We start from the raw sequence: 18,951 nt of genomic DNA, 5'->3' as shown, positions 1-18,951 counted from the left end.
ACATAGGACGAGATCATCTTTTTGATCTGACGGGTGTTGAGTAGCATCCCCAGCCCGAAGCCATCGACCCCGGCATTGTTGGAAATGGCGGTGATCCCGGTCACGCCTGAGTCGCGCAGGGCGGCGATCAGGTTTTCGGGGATACCGCACAGGCCAAAGCCCCCGGCCATCACCGTCATCCCGTCAAACGTCAGCCCCTCCAGCGCACTCTTCGCGTCCGCATATATTTTCGACGGCATCGGTCTCTCCCTTATATTTTTGCTCATTCCTACGCACTCCAGCGCCGTTTGTCATCCCCTTGTGAGCAAAAAATTCAGCATTTGTTGAATTTTTCATTGACCCCCTGTGACGGCCCGCCGATAGTTAAGTCCGAAGCCCCGCCACCGTGCACAGAAGGGCCAAAACAGGGACACACACCATGACCGACGCTTCTCTTCGCGGGCGGACCGCGCTGATTACCGGCTCTGTTCAGGGCATAGGGCTGGCCATCGCCGAAGCCTTTGCCAGGGCTGGGGCCAATATCGCCCTGCACGGGCTGGCGACGCCGCAGCAGGTCGATGCCGCCACCGATCATATCCGTCGCCTGGGGGCGCAGGTGCGCTTTTTCGACGGCGATCTGCGCGACCGGGCGGCCATTGACGGTCTGATGGAGGCCGTGTGGAACTGGGGTGGCGGCATCGACATACTGATCAACAATGCCGGGGTGCAGAAGACCCTGCCCTTTGCCCAGATAGATGATGCCACCTGGGATACGGTGTTGTCGGTCAATCTGACGGCGGCCATGGCCACCCTGCGCTATGCCCTGCCGCGCATGGCGGCGCGGGGCTTCGGGCGCGTCATCAATATCGCCTCGGTGCACGGCCTCGTCGCCTCGGTCGAGAAGGGGCCGTATGTGGCCTCGAAATTCGGGCTGGTCGGCCTGTCGAAGGTGGCGGCGCTCGAATATGCGCGCACCGGCGTGACCATCAACTGCCTGTGTCCCGGCTGGACCGAGACGGCCCTGATCGAGCCGCAGATTCAGGCCCGCGCCGCGGCCGCCGGGGGCGATCGTCAGGCGGGGATTGCCGCGCTTCTGGCTGAAAAACAGCCGTCGCAGCGCATGAGCGCCCCCGACGAAATCGCGGCGCTGGCCCTGTGGCTGTCTTCACCTCTGGCCCACAATGTGACCGGGACGGCCATCCCCATCGACGGAGGATGGACCGCGCAGTAGGTATTAGAGCGGGATGATTTTGAATGGAAGCATCATTCCGCTCTAAATTTTTGTTTTGTCGCGATATTTTTTTCGAAAACCGCTCACACTTTTCGACATATCACTCTAATCCACCCAGTCGCGGCGGATGCGCAGCGAGGCGAAGAACAGCAGGATCGCCGCCAGCACATAGAAGCTCAGGCCCGCCAGAAAGGCGTACTTGATCGAGGCGTCGCCATAGAGGGGTTTCAGATAATCCGACGCCGCGCCGAAGAACCATGTCCCCACCGCAATGCCGATCAGGTTGTTGATCAGCAGGAACAGGGACGAAATCATGGTGCGCGAATGGCCCGGCCCCAGATGCTGAACCGCCGTCAGCACCGGCCCCAGCCACATCAGGCCCAGCGCCTGCGGCAGCAGGAACAGGGCAAAGGCCGTTTCCGGCGTGGTGGCCAGCACGCCCAGCGCGTAGAGCGGCACGGAGATGATAAAGGCGACGCACGGGATCAGCGGATAGGCGCGTTTGGACTTCTGCCCCAGCTTGTCGCCCAGCACACCGCCCAGCGCCATGCCCGCTACGCCGCCGATGAACAGAAGTGCAGCCAGAAACCACGAGCGCGACACGAGGTCGAGGTGCAGCGAGCGCGACAGGAAGGTCGGCAGCCAGTACATGAAACCATAGGAGACCATGGACGAACAGGCGGCCCCGAAGGACAGGAGCCAGAAGGTCGGCTTGGCGAAGGCCAGCCTGCACGCGGCGATAAAGCCCAGCGGCTTGCCCGCAGCGGCGTCATAACGCCCGCGCGGCGGGTCCTTGACCATCAGGCGGAACAGCGGCGCGATCAGAATGCCCGCCAGCCCGATGGCGATAAAGGCAAATCGCCAGTCCACCTTCGCCGCCAGAAGCCCGCCAAACAGTACACCGGCGGCGGAGCCCACCGGAATACCAAACGAATAGATGGCCAGCGCCTTGGCCCGCTGCTTGGGTGGAAAATAGTCGGCAATCAGGCTGTAGGCCGGGGCGACGCCGCCCGCTTCGCCGACGCCGACACCCATGCGGGCTATAAACAGATGGGTGAAGTTGTGCGCCAGACCGCACAGGGCGGTAAAGCCGGACCAGACGGCCAAGGCCGTGGTCATGATCCACACGCGCGAGGTCCGGTCGGCCAGCCACGCCACCGGAATGGCCAGGGTGGTGTAGAGCAGCGCAAAGGCCAGCCCGCCCATTAGCCCCAGTTGCGTATCGCTGAGGCCCAGTTCCTGCGCGATAGGGTCTTTCAGGATCGAGATGATCTGCCGGTCGAGGAAGTTGAACGTATAGACGACGATTAGGGCAAACAGGGCCAGATAACGCCCCTTGATCGGGGCCGCGTCGGGGGTGGGGCTGGACATGGGGGACCCTTAGCCTCATGCCGAAAAGTGCAAAACACTTTCTTGGCACTTTTCGGAAACACATGAGGCGTTGCAAAAGATGAGAGCCATGCGGCGGCTCAACTGAGTCGACGAATGCGCTCGGAAAAAGAACCTCTCCCCCCGTAGGGTGCCACGGGAGAGAGGTCAGGATACAGACCTTAATCTCTTGTCTAGTAACGATATTCCAGAGTAAGCGTCACGGTGCGCGGCGCGCCGTAGAAGGCCGACACCGAGTTGCCGAACAGCGGCGAGACGCTGCTGGGGAAGTTATAGCCGCCCGTGCGGTAGCGCTCATCGCCGAGGTTGCGGCCATAGAGGCCGACCTTGTATTTGGCGCCCGGCGCGGTCCAGGTGACGCCCATATCATAGAGCCAGTAGGCCTTCTGATCGAGGGCAGCATTGGCCGCTTCGAACATCTGCATGTCGGAGCGGTAGCTGGCCTGCGGCGACACGACCAGCGAGCCGCCGAAGGCGTCGGTCTTGTAGGTGAGGCCGAAATTGTTGGTCCATTCCGGCGTCATCTGGAAGTTATAGACACCGGCCAGATTGACGTAAGACGCGGTCAGCACGTTGTAGCTGATGAATTCGTCAAAATCCGCGCCCGTATAGCCAAGCGCGAAATTGCCGGTCAGCTTGTCCGTAAAGCGCAGCGTCCCTTCGAATTCCGCGCCGCGGATCGAGGCCTTACCGGCGTTTTCGACCTGAGACGCCACCGTCGCGCCCACCGGGGTCTGACGGGTGATCTGCATGTCGTCGTACTTCGAGTCGAAGACGGCCAGAGTGAAGTTCATCCGGCCGTCAAAGGTGGTGCCTTTCAGGCCGATTTCCTTGCTCAGCACGGTTTCCGGATTGTAGCCATTGACGGTCGAGGGCGTCAGGATGACGTCGCCGCGCATGTCAAAGCCGCCGGACTTGAAGCCTTCGGAGATGGCCGCATAGCCGGTCAGGGCCGGAGTAAAGGCGTAGGACAGCGAAACGCGCGGCGTGAACTTGTCGAACGATTTGTCGTTGGAGTAGTTCGAGCGCAGCAGGGTGACGGCCCCTGTGCCGCCGAAGACGGGCGAGGGGGCTCCGGCATAGTTGGCACGATAGACGGTGCCGCGCTTGTTGTCCTTGGTGTAACGGCCGCCGAACGACAGCGACCACTTGTCCGTCAGCTTGTAGTTAAAGTCGGCAAAGGCGGCGATGGAGTTGGTGCGCACCTTGCCCTGGGTCAGGGTGGTGGCCGCATTGCCGAGGATGGTGGTGTCGAACGCGCCCGATGCCGTACTGTTGAGATAGAAGAGACCGGCCACCCACGACCAGCGTTCGCCGCCATAGGTGAACTGAAGTTCCTGCGTCGCCTGCGTGTCTTCGTACTTGGCCGGCACGTCCATGAAGCCGCCCGGCGTGTTGTCGAAGTCGATCTTCGTCGCCGTCTCACCCGAACGCACGGCCGAGATCGACTTGAAGGTCAGCTTGTCCGAGATCTTGTATTCCGCCGTCAGCGACACGCCGTCGGTTTCGACCTTGTTCTTGTCGCCCAGACCCGCATAGGTGTCATAGGGATCGGCTGGCGGCGTGTTCCACACGGCCTGCGTGCCGGTATAGAGCGGGCCGCCCACCGAATTGAGGGCCGGGGTTTCGCGGTGACCATGTCGGGCGTTGGAATCGTCCTGTGTGCGGTCATAGGCGAGGCGCAGCGACAGCTTGTCCGTCGGGTTATATTCAGCGCTCAGGCGGACGGCGGTGACGTCCTTGTTGTAGTGCTCAGCGCCGGTGAACAGGTTCTTGCCGAAACCGTCGCGGTTATATTTGGCAATCGCCGCGCCGACCGCGAACTGATCCGTCAGGGGGATCGAGCCGGTCAGAACCAGATCGCGTTGATTATAGCTGCCCAGCGAACCGCGCGCCATAAAGGTGGGCGAGGTCATGTCCAGCGGCTTGGTGACGTATTTGATGGCGCCGCCAATGGTGTTGCGGCCATAGAGGGTGCCTTGCGGACCGCGCAGCACTTCGACGCGCTGCACGTCATAGATGTCGAGCACGGCGCCTTGCGGACGCGCCACATAGACGTCATCGACATAGAGGCCGACGCCCGGTTCAAAGCCCCACAGCGGGTCCTGCTGACCCACGCCGCGAATGAAGGCGATCAGCGTCGAGTTGGAGCCGCGCGCCACCTGAAGCGTCATGTTGGGGGCTTGCTGCTGAAGCGCGGTGATGTCCTGCGCGCCGGTCTGGTCCAGCTTGGCCGAAGAGAAGGTGGAGACGGCGATCGGCACGTCTTTCAGGGTTTCGGCGCGGCGGCGGGCGGTGACGACGACGTCGGTCACCTCATCGGCGGAGGCGGCGGGTTGGGGTGCGGTTTGGGCAAAGGCCTGCGGCGCGGCGAGGGCGAGAAGGGTGCCGAGGCTGGCGACGGAAGCCATCAGCAAGGGTTTGAAGGTCTGTTTCATGGGGTTTCCCTGTAGGTTTATAGTTGAAACGCATACTTGAGGCGGCAGCGACCAACGCCCGGATCAGGGGCGCAGGGCCTGTTCCCGTAAAAAGGCTTGGATGGCCGACAGGGCCGCCGGTTCGTCCAGCAGGGGCGCATGACCCCGGTCGGGGACGGTGACGGTGCGCGTCTGCGGGTGGGTGTCGGCCATGCGCTGCAAGGCCTCCGCCGACAAGAGGTCGGACAGGGCCCCGCGCAGGGCAAGGACGGGTATGTCTTTCAGCCCGGCCCACAGGTCCCACAGTTCGGGCGGGGCGACGGCCTGACTGCCCGGTGCCATGCCGGCCGCTATGGCCGGATCGTAAGCGGGGACGGGGCGGCCTTCGACCTCCACATGGGTGCGGCGCGCAAAGGCCATCCACTCATCCGGGCCGAAACCGGGGAAGGCTTCGGCATTGATCAGGCGGGTGTTTTCCGCAGCGTCAGCCCAGGTGGTGACCGGTTTCCCTTTGCCGACATAGCCGCGGATGCGTTCCAGCCCTTCGGGCGACAGCTTCGGACCAATATCGTTGAGGACGATGCCGCGCACGGACTGCGGCGCGGTGGCGGCCAGCAGCATCGAGATCAGCCCGCCCATAGACGTACCGATAAAGGTGGCGCGCTCCACCCCCAGATGCGCCATCAGGGCCAGCATGTCCTGCACATAGACGCCGAGCGCATAGTGGGCTGGTTCGCTGTCATAGTCGGAGCGCCCGCGTCCGCGCTGATCGGGGATGATAAAGCGATGATCGGCGGGCAGGTGCGCCATCAGCGGCTCGAAATCGGCGCTGTTGCGCGTCAGGCCGTGCAGGCAGAACACCGCGCGCTCAGCCGTCGGGTTGTAGTCGCGGGCGTACAGGCTCAGCCGTCCGCTGCCCAGCGAATCTGCGCCGCTGCGATAGGTCACGTCGTCGTAGGTTAACCCTGCCGACATGGCATTGTGTCCTGTGCTGTTTTTCCCGTGTAGGTCCGGCTTCTGTGTGCGGGCCGGTAATCAGAGGATTTTTCAACGGCTGTTGAATGTCAAGCCGCTAAATTCAATTTCCGTAGAAATTAACTTTGTTGTGGCCAAATCGGCGCACCCTGTATTCGCAGACGAATGCGTGGAAAACGTTTTCCTTTTCGCCATCTGCGCGCCTGTGTTAGACGGAACCATCATCGAATCTCATCCCGTGGATACATGCCGCCCGCCTCTACCCCTGAACCGATCGTCAAAAGCCCCAAGGGCCGCCGCAAGGTGTCGGATGCGCCCTCGCGCCGCGATCTGGTGCTGGATGCGGCCGAGGCCCTGTTCTCACAGCACGGGTTTGACGGGGTGACGGTGCGTCAGGTGGCACAGGCGGCGGGCGTCGATGTGGCTCTGCCCAACTACTATTTCGAGTCCAAGCAAGGGCTTTATGATGCTGTCTTCGGGCGGCGGGCTTTGGTGCTCAACGACCGGCGTGAGGCGGCCTTGCGCACGGTGATGGACAGCGAAGAGGCGCCCACTCTGGAGTCGATCCTGCGCGCCTTTATCGTGCCGGTGCAGACCATGCACGCCGCCGCCGATCCGGGCTTTCGCAACTATTGCCGGCTGGTGGCGCAGGTCAATTCGTCGGGCGTGCTGGCCCCGATGATGACCACGCATTTCGACCGCCTGATCCTCAAATTCATCGACGCCCTGCGCCGCGTCCTGCCGCACGTCGCTGACCGCGAGCTGTACTGGGGTTATCATTGCCTGTCGGGGGCTTTGACCCTGACCATGGCCTCGACCGGGCGCATTGACCACCTGTCGAACGGCCTGTGCCGCTCGGACGACGCCGAAGACGCCTATGAGCACCTGATCAGCTTCCATCTGGGGGCGTTTCAGGCCATGGAAGACCGCGCAAAGGCGGCAGCGAGGGCATAAGTTCCACGGCTGTTGAATTTTGCATTGCGCCCGGCGGGGGATGCGGTCATTCTCCTCAAAAACACAATCGGGAGACGCCACATGAAACGCCTGCTGCCTGTCCTGACCGTCGGAGTCTGCCTTATGACCACGCCGCTGGCGGCTGAACCCATCGTGCCGACGCCTGTCGAGGCGCAGGCCGTCGCCTTCATGCAGCAGGATGAGGCGTGGTTTATCGCCCACCTCAAAGGGCCGCGCGAAGTGTCGGAGGGCCACGCGCTTGATGCGCGTCTGCAATACGTGCTCGAAAACGTGACGCGCCCGGTGGCGACGCCTGCCGTCAAGGCGCAGATGCGCGCCGTCTATGCCACTGAGGCCGGGCGCAACGCCACGCGCGCCGCGCTCAATCGCTACTGGGCGACGCGCACCGCGCCCGTCGAAGGGGTACTGGCCAGCGACCGGAGCATCCCGACGCGCGGCGGCGATTTGCCGGTGCGTATCTTCGTCCCGGCGGCCTTGCAGGGCGTCAAATCCGCCCCCGTTCTGGTCTATTATCACGGCGGCGGCTTTATGTTCGGCAGCCTCGACGCCTTTGACCCCAGCCTGCGGGCGCTGGCGCGCGACCTGAAGATGATCGTGGTCGCCCCCGGCTATCGGCTGGCCCCCGAACACCCGTACCCGGCGGCGCATCAGGACGCCGAAGACGCCTGGGCGTGGGTCGCCGCGCACGCCAAAGAGTTTGGCGGGGACGTGAAACGCCTGAGCCTAGGCGGCGACAGCGCCGGAGGGACGCTGGCCCTGTCGGTGGCGCTGAAACAGAAAAAGGCGGCAGTCCGTCCGACGGGGCTTCTGCTCTACTATCCGGGGGTGGATCGGGTGAACAGCTATCCGTCGATGACGGAGCTGGGTAGCGGCTACGGCCTTGACGCCGACAATCTGGAGTATCTGGCGGCGCAGGTCTATCCCGCCGGCACAACGCCACCTGCCGAAGACGCCTCGCCGATGCAGGCCGACCTGAAAGGCCTGCCGGCCACGGTGATCGTCACGGCCGGTTTCGATCCGCTGAAAGACTCGCAGCGCGCCTTTGCCGATAAGCTGAGCGGGGCGGGGGTGGCGGTCAAACGCCTGCACTACCCCAGCCTGATCCACGCCTTCCTGCAAACCACGGCCTATGTCCCTGAGGCGCAAAAGGCGCAGACGGAGTCGGCAGTGCTGTTTACGCAAGCCCGTAAATAAGCTCAGACGTCGGAGCGTTAACGCCACAAGATGAAATGTTGGCGTTTGGCGGGTGAAGACGATTGCAAAGTCGTGTTCGCGGTATAAGTGTAACCGGACTGGTTTTTCTTCGAATCGGACGGGACATGCCCAGCTATATCTCCAAGCGCGTCGCGGACCCCGCCCGGCAGGCAGCGATGGAAGTGATCGCCAATCAGTTCGGGCGCACGCACGCCCGGCACCCGCTGATGGAAACCCTGCGCCAGATCGTGCCTTTCGACAGCTTTGCCATGTCGGGCATGGCCTTTTTCGGACTGGGCGTGGGGCGCGGCGTCATGCTGGCTTCGGATATGCCGGAAGCGTTTATCCGCCTGTTCCTCACTGAAAAGCTCTATCATCAGGACCCCATGTCCTACCTGATGACGGCGGAGCAGCATTGGGGTAGCTGGCACGATCTGGGGCCCGACGTGCTGACCGGGCCCGGCGTCGAGCGCATCCGGCAACTGGAGCGGCAGTTCGATATCACGACGCGCAGCGCCGTCGGTTTTTTCAATGGCGAACACCGCTTCGGCGGCGTGACCTTCTGCCGGACCACGCCGTTTAGTGATCACGAAAAATTCATCCTCGAAATGACGACGCGCGTGGTGCACGCCGAACTGTCGGATCAGCTTCTCAGTGCCATGAACCAGCATCTGGGTCTGTCCGAGGGCGAACTGGCCTGCCTCAAACACTTTGCCGATGGTCTTGAGGTGCCCGCCATCCATCAGGTGACGGGCTATGCCACCGATACCATCTATACCTATGCCAAGTCGGCGGCGAAGAAGATGGGCGTGCGCGGGCGCACCCACGCGGTGGCCGAAGCCTTGCGCCGCAAGGTGATCGCCTGAGCGACACCTACGTAGTGGGGCGTAAAGACCCTACTAACGATAATGGCGTTATCGACGTGTTAAGGTTTGTGCCCCAAAATCAGGCGCAGTGATGCAACAGAGGCCGGAAAGAGCCTTGAAGCTGCGGTAAGTTGAGGCTGAGCGGACGCCAACGTGTCCGCGTAGGGATAGGGTGGATTAAAGTGTTTTTCGGTTCAAACACCAGCCTGGATAAGGCTGTACTTGACGCATTGGATACATCGCAGGCGATCATCCAGTTCACACCGGACGGCAAGATCATTTCGGCCAATGCCAATTTTCTGGCGGCTGTGGGCTATAGCGAGCGCGAAGTGGTCGGTCAGCATCACAGACTCTTTTGCCTGCCCGACTATGTGCAGTCGGAGGCCTATCGCCATTTCTGGAGCGATCTGGCCGCCGGACGCTTTCAGGCGGGCGAATTCAAGCGCATCGGCAATCATGGCAAGATCGTCTGGCTTCAGGCCAGCTACAACCCCGTCAAGGACAAGAGCGGCAAGGTCGTGCGGGTGGTGAAGCTCGCTGCCGATATCACCGAGGCCAAGGCGAAATCCCTTGATCATGCGGGCAAGGTCGAAGCCATTTCCCGCGCTCAGGCGGTGATCGAATTCACGCCGCAGGGCGAGATTCTGACCGCCAATGACAATTTCCTGAAAACCCTGGGCTATAGTCTCAAGGAGATTGTCGGTCAGCATCACCGCCTCTTCTGCGAACCGCAATACGCGCAATCGGCGGAATATCGTCAGTTCTGGGAGCGGCTGCAACGCGGTGAGTTTCAGGCGGCGGAATACCGGCGTCTGGGGAAGGGCGGCAAGGAGGTCTATATCCAAGCCTCCTACAATCCGGTTTTTGACGACACCGGTGCGGTCATCAAGGTGGTCAAGTTCGCTACCGACACGACCGAGGCCGTCAAACGCCGTCTTCGCAATGAACAACTGAGCCGTGAGGTCGATCGTCAGTTGAACGGCGTCGTCAAACAGATGGTCGAAGCGACACAGATGGCGGCCACGGCCTCGACGGCCTCGACAGAAACCGGCTCGGTGGTCAATGCCGTAGCGGCGGCGTCTGAGGAACTGAGCGCCAGCGTCAAGGAAATCGCCGGCAATATGGGGCAGGCGCGCGAAAGCGTCGAAGGCATCTTCCGCCACGCCGAAGGGGCCGGGAAGTCTGCCGGGGCGCTCAATGACTCAGCGACCTCGATGAACAATGTGGTCGAAATGATCCGTGAAATCGCCAGCCAGATCAATCTTCTGGCGCTGAATGCCACCATTGAGTCGGCGCGCGCGGGCGAGGCGGGCCGTGGCTTTGCCGTCGTGGCGTCTGAGGTCAAGTCGCTGGCCAATCAGGCGGCGCGCTCCACGGAAACCATCTCGAAAGAAATCGCCAACATGCAGACGGTGACGACCGAGGTGGTGGGCGCGCTGGGCATCATTACCTCCAGCATGACGGCGGTAATGGACAATGTCGCCGGGGTCGCCTCGGCTATCGAGCAGCAAAACGCCGTCAGCGCTGAGATATCGGGCAATATGCAGGCCGCCGTGACTGCGGTGCATGAGATCGATCAAAAACTCAGTCACCTGAGCACCACCTTTAACGACGTGACGCAAGCCTCTGAAGAGGTGAAGGAAAATGTCGAAGCCCTGGTGGCGTAGGTTTTAGTAAGCGTACAGTCAGCGTAAAGGGAAGCCGCCCGGCGACGGGCGGCTTTGTGCTATGCTATGCGCCCCGGCAGTTTGAGCCGGAACGCATTGGCCACCACGACCAGCGAGGAGGCCGACATGGCGATGGCGGCGATCAGCGGTGTCACCCAGCCCCCCACGGCCAGCGGAATGGCGATCAGATTATAGCCGAACGACAGGACGAAGTTCTGCGTGACGATGCGCCCGGTGCGTTCGGCCACGCGCAGCGCCTCGGCCACGGGCCAAAGACTGTCGCCGCGAAACACGAGGTCGGCGGCGTTCTGCGTGATGTCCATGCCCGACGCGGGGGAGATAGAGACGCTGGCCGCCGACAGGGCCGCCGCGTCGTTGAGCCCGTCGCCGACCATCAGCACCTTGCGCCCTTCGGCTTGTAACCGCTGCACGGTGCCGAGTTTTTCCAGCGGCGACAGATCGGCGTGACAGGTGTCGATGCCCAACTCCGCCGCCACCCGTTGCGCCGCGACGTGCCGGTCGCCGGACAGGAGCCAGATGTCGAGCCCGCGCGCCTTCAGCGCGTCGATGGTCCGCCGCGCATCAAGCCGCAGCGTGTCCTCGAACACCAGACGCACCGGGGCGTTGTTACCCCGCCGGAACCACAGTTCCGGGGCGCTGTCGCCGGCGGACTCTATCCCCAACCACGTCGCCTTGCCCAGCCTTACCGGCTCACCCTCCACCTCGCCGCGCAGGCCGCAGCCGGGCACATCCTCGACCGTGGCGGGGAGGACAGGCAGGTCGGGCCGCGCCTGCACCAGAGCGCGCGACAGGGGGTGACGGCTTTGCGCCGCCAGCGCCACAGCCAGCCGCGTCTCGTATTCATTGAGCGCCTGCGGGTTCATCCAGGTCGGTTGACCGCGCGTCAGGGTGCCGGTCTTGTCAAAGATGACCGTATCGGCGGCGGCCAGACGCTCCAGCCCGCGCGCCGATTTCAGCAGGATGCCACGCCGGAACAATTGCCCCGACGCCAGAACCTGCGCCACCGGCACGGCCAGCCCCAGCGCACAGGGGCAGGTGACGATCAGAACGGCCATGGCCTTCAGCAGCGCGTCCTGCCAGCCGCCATGTCCCCACAGGGCCCACCCCGCAAAGGTCAGGGCCGCCACAATGTGGACCACCGGCGCGTAGATGGCCGCCACGCGGTCGGCAATGTGGACAAAGCGCGCCTGACCCTGTTCGGCCGTCTCCATCAGGGCCACGGTGCGCGACAACAGGCTGTTCTCTGAGGCCGCCGTGATGACGGCTTCGACGGGGGCGGCGAGATTGATCGTGCCGGCATAGACCGTCTCACCGGGGCCGACAGCGCGCGGCAGGGTCTCACCGGTCAGCAGGCTGGTATCGACCTCGGTCGTGCCGCGCGTCAGGGTGGCGTCGGCGGCGATCTTTTCACCGGCGGCCACGAGAAGCGTCATGCCGGGGCGCAGGTCGCTGATCTTGCACGCCCGCACCTGATCGTCCTCGCGCACGCTGGCCGTGCCGTCGAGCATGGCCAGCAGCCCCTCGGCGGCTTCCCGCGCCTTGCCGCGCGCCTTGAGGTCAAGGTAGCGCCCGATCAGCAGGAAGAACAGCAGCATGACCGAGGCGTCGAAATAGACGTGCGGCCCGTGGCGGATCGTCTCGAACAGGCTCATCCCCGCCGTCAGCAGCACGGCGACGCTGATCGGCACGTCCATGTTGCTGCGGCCATGCCTGAGGGCCGTGATGGCGCTGCGGAAGAAGGGACGGCCGGCATAAAGCGTGGTCGGCAGGGCGACCAGCGCCATAGCCCAGTGCATCAGGTCGCGCGTCGCCCCGTTGAGCGAGGCGTCATCGCTGAACCACAGGGCGTCGGCGAACAGCATGACAAAGGTGGTGGCAAACCCGGCGACGGCCAGACAGCGCAGCAGCAGGCTCTCTTCGGCCTTTGCCCCTTCGCTGGATTTTGAAATGTCGAAGGGGGCGACGGAAAACCCCAGCGCCTCGACGGCGGCGGCCAGATCATTGGCGCGCGGGGTAAAATCACCCTTGTCCCACACCAGTTTCAGCCTCTGGGTGGCGTAGGTCATGCGCGCGCTGACGCCGTCATAGGCATTGAGCGTGCTTTCGACCTTCCACGCGCAGGCCGCACAGCGCATCCCTTCGACGCGCAGATAGAGGGCCTGATGGGCTTCGTCCTCTTCGGTGACGTAGCAGCCGTAATCGGTCAGGGTGTCGCTCATGACTCGTCATCGTCGTGCAGGATGCGCTCGGCCTGCATCTCCGGGTCGTCGAACTGCTGGCTGCGCAGGGCCCACATGAAGGCCGCCCCCGCGATCAGGGCCAGCACGCCCGCCGCCGCCACCAGAAGGATCAGAATGTCCACGATCAGTTTTCCACGAAGGCGCGTGTCTGCATCTGCTGGTCCGCCACCTGTACGGTAATGTGGGCGGCCCACACGCTGGGCGAGGGCAGGGCGGCGGCGGTCGCATAAACGCCCTGGCCTTCGGGCGTGAGCACCAGATGGCGGTCAAGCGCCTTTTGTGCCGGGTGGATCAGCCACACCTCAACCTGCCCGCTGTCCAGCGGTGCACCCTTGGCGTCGCGCGCCCGTACCGTCAGCCGTCCGTCCGCATGGCTGAGCGTCACCTGCCAGCCGAGCGCCTTCTGGGCGGCGGCGGCTTCCAGAGTCTGGTTATAGGCCAGACCCTTTTCATAGGCCTGCGGCGTGACCTCGCTGGGCTGGTGGCGAAAGGCGATGACCGTGAAACAGATCAGGGGGATCATGAAGCTGAGGAAAAAGGCCGCGATCACCCACGGCACGAAGCGGCCACGGCGGCGGTCGATCTCGGCCTGAGAGAGGGGCTTGGCCTCAGCGAATGAAGTAGCTGTCATGGCGGGCGCTTTCCGGTGTTTTCACAGGGTTTTGGGTGTCAGACAAAAGGAAGCGGATATCGCTGCGGCCATGCGTCGGGGCCTCCGGCGTATCGACGCGTACGCGGAAGCTGGCGACGCTGTTGGCGGGGACGTGCAGCGTCTCGACCGCCTCATCCCCGGCGGCCAGCACCTCCAGACGCGCCTGAGACAGGCCTTGCGTGCTGAGGTGATAGGCGCGGTCGTCGTGCGATTTGTTCAAAATCTTGATCTGGTAATTATTGCGCACGCTGCCGTCGGACAGGCGCACAAATTGCGGCGCGCGGGCGTGGTTGACCGTCAGTTCGGTCATCGGGCGCAGCACAATGGCGCTCAGCATCAGGCTGCCCACGGTGGACAGGATCAGGGCATAGGCCACGGTGCGCGGCCGTACCCAGCGCATCTTTTGCGGCGGCACGACGGTCTTGCCGCCTTTGCGGTGAGCGATATCGAGCGTGCGATAGCCTTCGCGCCGCTGACGCTGGTTCGACTCGGTGTCATAGCGGATCAGGCCGCGCGGCAGCTCGATCTTGTCCATCACGCTGTTGCAGGCGTCGATGCACAGGCCGCAGGAGATGCACTGCATCTGAAGGCCGTCGCGGATGTCGATGCCCATGGGGCAGACGATGACGCAGGAGTCGCAGTCGATGCAGTGGCCCTTGCCGTCCCAGCTTTCGCCCTTCTTGTGCTTGCCGCGCGGTTCGCCGCGCTCGGCCTCATAGGTGATGATCAGGGTGTCCTTGTCGAACATGGCCGACTGAAAGCGCGCATAGGGGCACATATAGGTGCAGACGTTTTCGCGCGCGAAGCCGGCCATGAAATAGGTCGAAAGCGTAAGCGCCATGATCCAGCCCAGCACTGACCACGAGACGTCCAGATGCCACAGGTCGCTGAAAAGAGTGGGCGCGTCATTGAAATAGAAGACCCACGCCCCGCCGGTGACCGCCCCGATCAGGAGCCAGATCAGGTGGGTCAGCGTCTTTTTCCAGAGCTTTTCGAGCGTCCACGCGCTTTCGTCCAGCTTGCGCCGCGCATTGCGGTCGCCCTGCACGAAGCGTTCGACCCACACGAACAGGTCGGTCCATACGGTCTGCGGGCAGGCATAGCCGCACCACACCCGCCCCAGAAGCGCCGTGGCGAAGAACAGGCCGATGGCGGCGAGGATCAGCACGCCGACCAGCAGATAGACCTCCTGCGGCCAGATTTCGATGCCGAAGAAGTAGCCGCGCTGCCCCACCAGATCGACCAGTATGGCCTGATCCGGCACGTGCGGGCCACGGTCCCAGCGCAGCCACGGGGCGGCGTAGTAGATACCGAGCAGGACGATCATGCTCAGCCATTTCAGGGACCGGAAGGTGCCTTTGACGCGGCGCGGGTAGATTTTCCGGGCGGTTTCAAACAGGGACATGGTTACACACTCAGGGGCGATGTGCGGAAACGTGTGAGCGGTTTTCCGCCTCCACATCGCGACAAATCAAAGTGTCCCCCTCCCGGCAGGGGCGGGCCGGGAGGGGGACGGGTCACTCACCACCGCCCAGACTGTGGACGTAGATGGCGACCTGACGGCGGGAATCGTCGGACATGCGCGACTGCCAGGACGGCATGACGCCGGCGCGGCCCTTGGTGATGGTCTGGACAAGGGTGGCCTTGTCACCGCCATAGAGCCAGATGGCGTCATTGAGGCGCGGGGCGCCCATCTGACGGTTGCCTATACCGCCTTCGCCGTGACAACTGACGCAGTTCTGCTGAAACACCGCCTGACCGCGCGTGAAGGCGGCGGAGGCCACCGGCTGACGCAGATAGCTCACATAGGTGGCCACGTCGTCGATCTGGGCCGGGGTCAGCATCCCTTCGCGGCCCATGACAGCCCCAAAGGCGGGCATGGCCACGGCGTGCGTGTTCGGGTGGGTCGAATGCGAGCCGACATTGATGGTGTTGTAGATGTCTTCGGCCGTGCCGCCGAACAGCCAGTCATCGTCGTTGAGGTTGGGATAGCCGCGACGGCCTTCGCCGCCCGCCCCGTGACAGGCGGCGCAGTTTTCCTTGAACACCACTTCGCCACCGGCGCGGGCAAATTCAAACAGGACGGGGTCCTGCTTGATTTCGGGAAAGCTCGCCTTGTGGAACTTACCGAGCCAGCCGCTCTGACGCTGCGTGATCTCGGCCTGCTCGTGCTTCAGCTTGTCGTACTGGGTCCAGCCGGCAATGCCCTTGGTGTGACCGCTAAGCGTCGGCCAGGACGGATAGACCACCCAGTAACCGATGGCCCAGACGATGGTCAGCATCCACACGATCAGCCACCAGCGCGGGGCGGGGTTGTTCAGTTCCTTCAGGCCGTCCCATTCGTGGCCCGTTGTCTCGACCCCGGTGTGGGAGTCGATGTCTTTGTGGGGTTCGGGCGCATCAGACATGGTCGGTGTCCTCGTCTTGGAGGGGGATAAGGCGATGCGCCTGAAGCGCGTCTTTGTTCTTCGGCCAGTAGGCCCACAGGGCGATGCCGAGGAAGGTGAGCGTGAAGGCGAGCGTGATGAGCCCGCCCATAAGCGACAGGTTCATCATTTGGCGGCTCCCGCCTTGGGTTTCAGGGCGTAGTCCGGGTCGTAGGTCGAGAAATCAACATCGGTGCCCAGCTTTTGCAGATAGGCGATCAGGGCATCCATCTCGGTGATTTCATCGGGATTGCCGTCGAAATCGCGCACCGCCACCTTGTCGCCATAGCGTTCCTGAAGGCCGCTGGGGTCGATAATGGTGTTGGGATTGGCCTGCGCCTCATAGTCGTTCTGCGCCTCGTCGATCATGGCCTGCGTATAGGGCACGCCCAGCGACTGAAGCACCTTCAGGCGCTTTTTGATGCGCCAGTCGCCATAGGGCTTTTCAGCCAGAAAGGCGTAGCTGGGCATGATGGATTCCGGGACGACGGCGCGCGGGTTTTTCAGGTGCGCGACGTGCCATTCGTCGGAATACTTGCCGCCCACCCGGGCCAGGTCGGGCCCGGTGCGCTTGGAGCCCCAGACGAAGGGGTGGTCGTACATGCTTTCGGCCGCCAGCGAGTAGTGGCCATAGCGCTGCTGCTCATCGCGCAGCGGGCGGATCTGCTGCGAATGGCAGGTGTTGCAGCCTTCGCGGATGTAGATTTCCTGCCCCATCAGCTCCAGCGGCGTGTAGGGACGCACGCCCTTGACCGGCTCGATCGTGGTTTGCATGCGAAACAGTGGCAGGATCTCGATGATGCCGCCGATCGACACCGCAATGACGGTGAAGATCAGCAGGAGCATGGAGTTGCGTTCGAGTTTTTTATGTTTTTCCAGCATCAGACGTGCTCCGGCAGGGCGGCGGGGGTCAGCGAAGGGGTGTCCGTTTCCGAGGCGACGCTGTCGGGGCTGGCGATGGTCTTCCAGATGTTGAAGACCATGATCAGCGCCCCCAGCAGGAACAGGAGGCCCCCGATGGCGCGGATGATGTAGTAGGGGTGCATGGCCGCGACGGTTTCGACGAACGAATAGGTCAGGAAGCCCATCTCGTTATAGGCGCGCCACATCAGGCCCTGCATGATGCCCGCCACCCACATCGAGGTGATGTAGACCACGATGCCAACGGTCGCGACCCACAGGTGCAGCGAAATCAGCTTGGTCGAATACATGCCGGGCTTCTTCCACAGGTGCGGCACCAGATAGTAGATGGCGCCGAACGAGATGAAGGCGACCCAGCCCAGCGCGCCCGCATGGACGTGACCGATGGTCCAGTCCGTATAGTGCGACAGCGAGTTTACGGCCTTGATCGACATCAGCGGCCCCTCAAAGGTGGACATGCCGTAGAAGCTCAGCGCGATGATCATGAATTGCAGGATCGGGTCGTCGCGCAGTTTGTGCCACGCCCCCGACAGGGTCATCATGCCGTTGATCATGCCGCCCCAGGACGGCATCCACAGGATGATGGAGAAGGTCATGCCCAGAGTCTGCGCCCAGTCGGGCAGGGCGGTGTAGAGCAGGTGGTGCGGACCGGCCCAGATATAGATGAAGATCAGCGCCCAGAAGTGGATGATCGACAGGCGGTAGGAATAGACCGGACGGTTGGCTTGCTTCGGGATGTAGTAATACATGATGCCGAGGAAGCCGGCGGTCAGGAAGAAGCCCACCGCATTGTGGCCGTACCACCACTGGATCAGGGCCGACTGCACGCCCGCCCAGGCCGAATAGCTGTGGACGCTGCCGATCTGGATGGGCACCGACACGTTGTTGACGAGGTGCAGGATGGCCACGGTGACGATAAAGGCCAGATAGAACCAGTTGGCGACGTAGATGTGCTTTTCCTGACGCTTCCACAGGGTGCCGAGGAAGTTGATCAGATAGGCCACCCAGACGATGGTCAGCCACAGGTCGGCATACCATTCCGGCTCCGCATATTCCTTGCCCTGTGTGACGCCGAAGACGTAGCCCAGACCCGCCATCAGGATGAAGGTCTGATAGCCCCAGAAGGTGAACCAGCTCAGACCATCCGAGAAGAGGCGCGCGCGGCAGGTGCGCTGCACCACGTGGTAGGAGGTGGCAAACAGCACATTGCCGCCAAAGGCAAAAATCACCGCCGAGGTGTGCAGCGGGCGCAACCGCCCGAAGGTCAGATAGGGCGGTATGTTGAAGTCGGGAAAGGCCATTTGCACGGCGATCAGGAGGCCGACGGCAAAGCCCGCTATGCCCCAGAACATGGCGGCGATGGTGAAGTACTTGAGGATCGTCTCGTCATAGACCGGCCGGGAGGCGGCGGCAGCGGGGGCGACCTTTGGCGGTGGGGCTATAGCGGTTTGTGACATGAAGTGTTTCCTTACTGTGTCAGAATCGGGCGCTGAGGGCGAAGAGGAGGGCGGCATTGACGCCAAGCGCGGTCAGGCGCAGGGCGTCCTGAAACCACGGCCAGCGTTGCAGGAGGGGCGCGCCGAACAGGCCCAGCGCGCTGAGCGCCGGGACGGTGCCAGCCCCGAAGGCCAGCATCCCCAGCGCGCCGGAGAGGGGATTGCCCGCCGCGGCCACCGCCGTCAGGGCGACGAAGACGAGGCCGCATGGCAGCAGACCCAGACTTAGGCCGAGCGCATAGCGCGCCACCACGCGCGGGCTGTTGTGGCCGGACATCGCCTTGAGACGGCACGGCAGGCGCAGGCCCAACCGAAAAGGCAGGCGCAGGCCCACCCGCGCCAGAAGCCCTTCGGCCAGCAGATAGAGAAAGGCCGTGGCCACCAGAGCCAGCAGGGCGCGGCGCACCAGCTCCAGCACAGGCGAGGCGGGCAGGAAGAACAGTACGCTCCCGGCGGCGGCCCCCAGCAGGGCATAGGTGGTCAGGCGACCAGCGTGATAGGG

The 18,951-nt window shown here is 63.3% G+C and carries 18 protein-coding genes; 5 read left to right on the top strand and 13 right to left on the bottom strand.

The window, feature by feature from the left end:
* The coding region (locus tag LDL37_RS12740) for a CoA-transferase (RefSeq protein WP_290798934.1) at nucleotides 1-239 on the bottom strand (239 nt) is incomplete at its 3' end.
* A 179-nt stretch (nucleotides 240-418) separates the two neighbouring features.
* On the opposite strand from LDL37_RS12740, the gene LDL37_RS12735 reads away from it, so the two are divergent.
* Nucleotides 419-1,210 (top strand): 3-hydroxybutyrate dehydrogenase, encoded by a 792-nt coding sequence (locus tag LDL37_RS12735; RefSeq protein ID WP_290798931.1) that lies wholly within the window; start codon nucleotides 419-421, stop codon nucleotides 1,208-1,210.
* 105 nt (nucleotides 1,211-1,315) lie between these two features.
* Here the strand turns inward: LDL37_RS12735 and LDL37_RS12730 are convergent, their stop codons facing one another.
* The 3 genes from LDL37_RS12730 to LDL37_RS12720 all read right to left on the bottom strand — a co-directional run bounded on the left by LDL37_RS12730 (nucleotide 1,316) and on the right by LDL37_RS12720 (nucleotide 5,991).
* Complete coding sequence (locus LDL37_RS12730) at nucleotides 1,316-2,581, bottom strand: MFS transporter (protein WP_290798929.1); 1,266 nt, start codon at nucleotides 2,579-2,581, stop codon at nucleotides 1,316-1,318.
* Nucleotides 2,582-2,772: 191 nt separating this feature from the next.
* Nucleotides 2,773-5,037, bottom strand: a complete 2,265-nt coding sequence (locus tag LDL37_RS12725; RefSeq protein WP_290798926.1) for a TonB-dependent receptor — start codon at nucleotides 5,035-5,037, stop codon at nucleotides 2,773-2,775.
* A gap of 63 nt (nucleotides 5,038-5,100) precedes the next feature.
* Nucleotides 5,101-5,991, bottom strand: a complete 891-nt coding sequence (locus LDL37_RS12720) for an alpha/beta hydrolase (RefSeq protein ID WP_290798923.1) — start codon at nucleotides 5,989-5,991, stop codon at nucleotides 5,101-5,103.
* A 246-nt stretch (nucleotides 5,992-6,237) separates the two neighbouring features.
* Between LDL37_RS12720 and LDL37_RS12715 the strand changes: the two genes are divergently transcribed.
* The 4 genes from LDL37_RS12715 to LDL37_RS12700 all read left to right on the top strand — a co-directional run bounded on the left by LDL37_RS12715 (nucleotide 6,238) and on the right by LDL37_RS12700 (nucleotide 10,693).
* Complete coding sequence (locus LDL37_RS12715; RefSeq protein WP_290798920.1) at nucleotides 6,238-6,945, top strand: TetR/AcrR family transcriptional regulator; 708 nt, start codon at nucleotides 6,238-6,240, stop codon at nucleotides 6,943-6,945.
* A gap of 81 nt (nucleotides 6,946-7,026) precedes the next feature.
* Nucleotides 7,027-8,160 (top strand): alpha/beta hydrolase, encoded by a 1,134-nt coding sequence (locus tag LDL37_RS12710; protein WP_290798917.1) that lies wholly within the window; start codon nucleotides 7,027-7,029, stop codon nucleotides 8,158-8,160.
* 125 nt (nucleotides 8,161-8,285) lie between these two features.
* Nucleotides 8,286-9,026 (top strand): autoinducer binding domain-containing protein, encoded by a 741-nt coding sequence (locus LDL37_RS12705; protein ID WP_290798914.1) that lies wholly within the window; start codon nucleotides 8,286-8,288, stop codon nucleotides 9,024-9,026.
* 230 nt (nucleotides 9,027-9,256) lie between these two features.
* Complete coding sequence (locus LDL37_RS12700) at nucleotides 9,257-10,693, top strand: PAS domain-containing methyl-accepting chemotaxis protein (protein WP_290798911.1); 1,437 nt, start codon at nucleotides 9,257-9,259, stop codon at nucleotides 10,691-10,693.
* A 59-nt stretch (nucleotides 10,694-10,752) separates the two neighbouring features.
* On the opposite strand, the gene LDL37_RS12695 is transcribed toward LDL37_RS12700, so the two are convergent.
* The 9 genes from LDL37_RS12695 to LDL37_RS12655 form a co-directional block, all read right to left on the bottom strand.
* Entirely contained in the window at nucleotides 10,753-12,933 is a 2,181-nt protein-coding gene (locus LDL37_RS12695) for a heavy metal translocating P-type ATPase (RefSeq protein ID WP_290798908.1), read from the bottom strand.
* Nucleotides 12,930-13,076 (bottom strand): cbb3-type cytochrome oxidase assembly protein CcoS, encoded by a 147-nt coding sequence (ccoS, locus tag LDL37_RS12690; RefSeq protein WP_126423081.1) that lies wholly within the window; start codon nucleotides 13,074-13,076, stop codon nucleotides 12,930-12,932. The genes LDL37_RS12695 and ccoS overlap by 4 nt, the downstream gene beginning before the upstream one ends.
* A gap of 2 nt (nucleotides 13,077-13,078) precedes the next feature.
* Nucleotides 13,079-13,585 (bottom strand): FixH family protein, encoded by a 507-nt coding sequence (locus LDL37_RS12685; protein ID WP_290798904.1) that lies wholly within the window; start codon nucleotides 13,583-13,585, stop codon nucleotides 13,079-13,081.
* On the bottom strand, nucleotides 13,563-15,011 hold the full coding sequence (ccoG, locus tag LDL37_RS12680) for a cytochrome c oxidase accessory protein CcoG (RefSeq protein ID WP_290798901.1): 1,449 nt from the start codon (nucleotides 15,009-15,011) through the stop codon (nucleotides 13,563-13,565). The genes LDL37_RS12685 and ccoG overlap by 23 nt, the downstream gene beginning before the upstream one ends.
* A gap of 112 nt (nucleotides 15,012-15,123) precedes the next feature.
* Nucleotides 15,124-16,014: a cytochrome-c oxidase, cbb3-type subunit III gene (gene ccoP / locus LDL37_RS12675; protein ID WP_290798898.1), complete on the bottom strand. Its 891-nt coding sequence runs from the start codon at nucleotides 16,012-16,014 to the stop codon at nucleotides 15,124-15,126.
* Nucleotides 16,007-16,162 carry a cbb3-type cytochrome c oxidase subunit 3 gene (locus LDL37_RS12670; protein WP_013480886.1) on the bottom strand — a complete coding sequence of 52 codons (156 nt, stop codon included), beginning with the start codon at nucleotides 16,160-16,162 and terminating at the stop codon, nucleotides 16,007-16,009. The genes ccoP and LDL37_RS12670 overlap by 8 nt, the downstream gene beginning before the upstream one ends.
* Complete coding sequence (gene ccoO / locus LDL37_RS12665) at nucleotides 16,159-16,914, bottom strand: cytochrome-c oxidase, cbb3-type subunit II (RefSeq protein WP_290798894.1); 756 nt, start codon at nucleotides 16,912-16,914, stop codon at nucleotides 16,159-16,161. Before ccoO ends, LDL37_RS12670 begins: the two co-directional genes overlap by 4 nt.
* Nucleotides 16,914-18,410: a cytochrome-c oxidase, cbb3-type subunit I gene (ccoN, locus tag LDL37_RS12660; protein WP_290798891.1), complete on the bottom strand. Its 1,497-nt coding sequence runs from the start codon at nucleotides 18,408-18,410 to the stop codon at nucleotides 16,914-16,916. The genes ccoO and ccoN overlap by 1 nt, the downstream gene beginning before the upstream one ends.
* Nucleotides 18,411-18,429: 19 nt before the next feature.
* On the bottom strand, nucleotides 18,430-18,951 hold a 522-nt coding region (locus LDL37_RS12655; protein ID WP_290798888.1), incomplete at its 5' end, for a sulfite exporter TauE/SafE family protein.

The organism is Asticcacaulis sp., assembly GCF_020217185.1.
Taxonomy (GTDB): domain Bacteria; phylum Pseudomonadota; class Alphaproteobacteria; order Caulobacterales; family Caulobacteraceae; genus Asticcacaulis.
This window is presented reverse-complemented; position numbering and strand designations above follow the sequence as displayed.

What these genes read in the sequence shown, in the direction of transcription:
- LDL37_RS12710 (WP_290798917.1), top strand. Translation starts at nt 7,027, where the DNA reads ATGAAACGCCTGCTGCCTGTCCTGACCGTCGGAGTCTGCCTTATGACC.
- LDL37_RS12695 (WP_290798908.1), bottom strand. Translation starts at nt 12,933, where the DNA reads ATGAGCGACACCCTGACCGATTACGGCTGCTACGTCACCGAAGAGGAC.
- LDL37_RS12670 (WP_013480886.1), bottom strand. Translation starts at nt 16,162, where the DNA reads ATGATGAACCTGTCGCTTATGGGCGGGCTCATCACGCTCGCCTTCACG.
- LDL37_RS12725 (WP_290798926.1), bottom strand. Translation starts at nt 5,037, where the DNA reads ATGAAACAGACCTTCAAACCCTTGCTGATGGCTTCCGTCGCCAGCCTC.
- LDL37_RS12730 (WP_290798929.1), bottom strand. Translation starts at nt 2,581, where the DNA reads ATGTCCAGCCCCACCCCCGACGCGGCCCCGATCAAGGGGCGTTATCTG.
- LDL37_RS12735 (WP_290798931.1), top strand. Translation starts at nt 419, where the DNA reads ATGACCGACGCTTCTCTTCGCGGGCGGACCGCGCTGATTACCGGCTCT.
- LDL37_RS12715 (WP_290798920.1), top strand. Translation starts at nt 6,238, where the DNA reads ATGCCGCCCGCCTCTACCCCTGAACCGATCGTCAAAAGCCCCAAGGGC.
- LDL37_RS12705 (WP_290798914.1), top strand. Translation starts at nt 8,286, where the DNA reads ATGCCCAGCTATATCTCCAAGCGCGTCGCGGACCCCGCCCGGCAGGCA.
- ccoG (WP_290798901.1), bottom strand. Translation starts at nt 15,011, where the DNA reads ATGTCCCTGTTTGAAACCGCCCGGAAAATCTACCCGCGCCGCGTCAAA.
- ccoN (WP_290798891.1), bottom strand. Translation starts at nt 18,410, where the DNA reads ATGTCACAAACCGCTATAGCCCCACCGCCAAAGGTCGCCCCCGCTGCC.
- LDL37_RS12685 (WP_290798904.1), bottom strand. Translation starts at nt 13,585, where the DNA reads ATGACAGCTACTTCATTCGCTGAGGCCAAGCCCCTCTCTCAGGCCGAG.
- ccoO (WP_290798894.1), bottom strand. Translation starts at nt 16,914, where the DNA reads ATGCTGGAAAAACATAAAAAACTCGAACGCAACTCCATGCTCCTGCTG.
- LDL37_RS12720 (WP_290798923.1), bottom strand. Translation starts at nt 5,991, where the DNA reads ATGTCGGCAGGGTTAACCTACGACGACGTGACCTATCGCAGCGGCGCA.
- ccoP (WP_290798898.1), bottom strand. Translation starts at nt 16,014, where the DNA reads ATGTCTGATGCGCCCGAACCCCACAAAGACATCGACTCCCACACCGGG.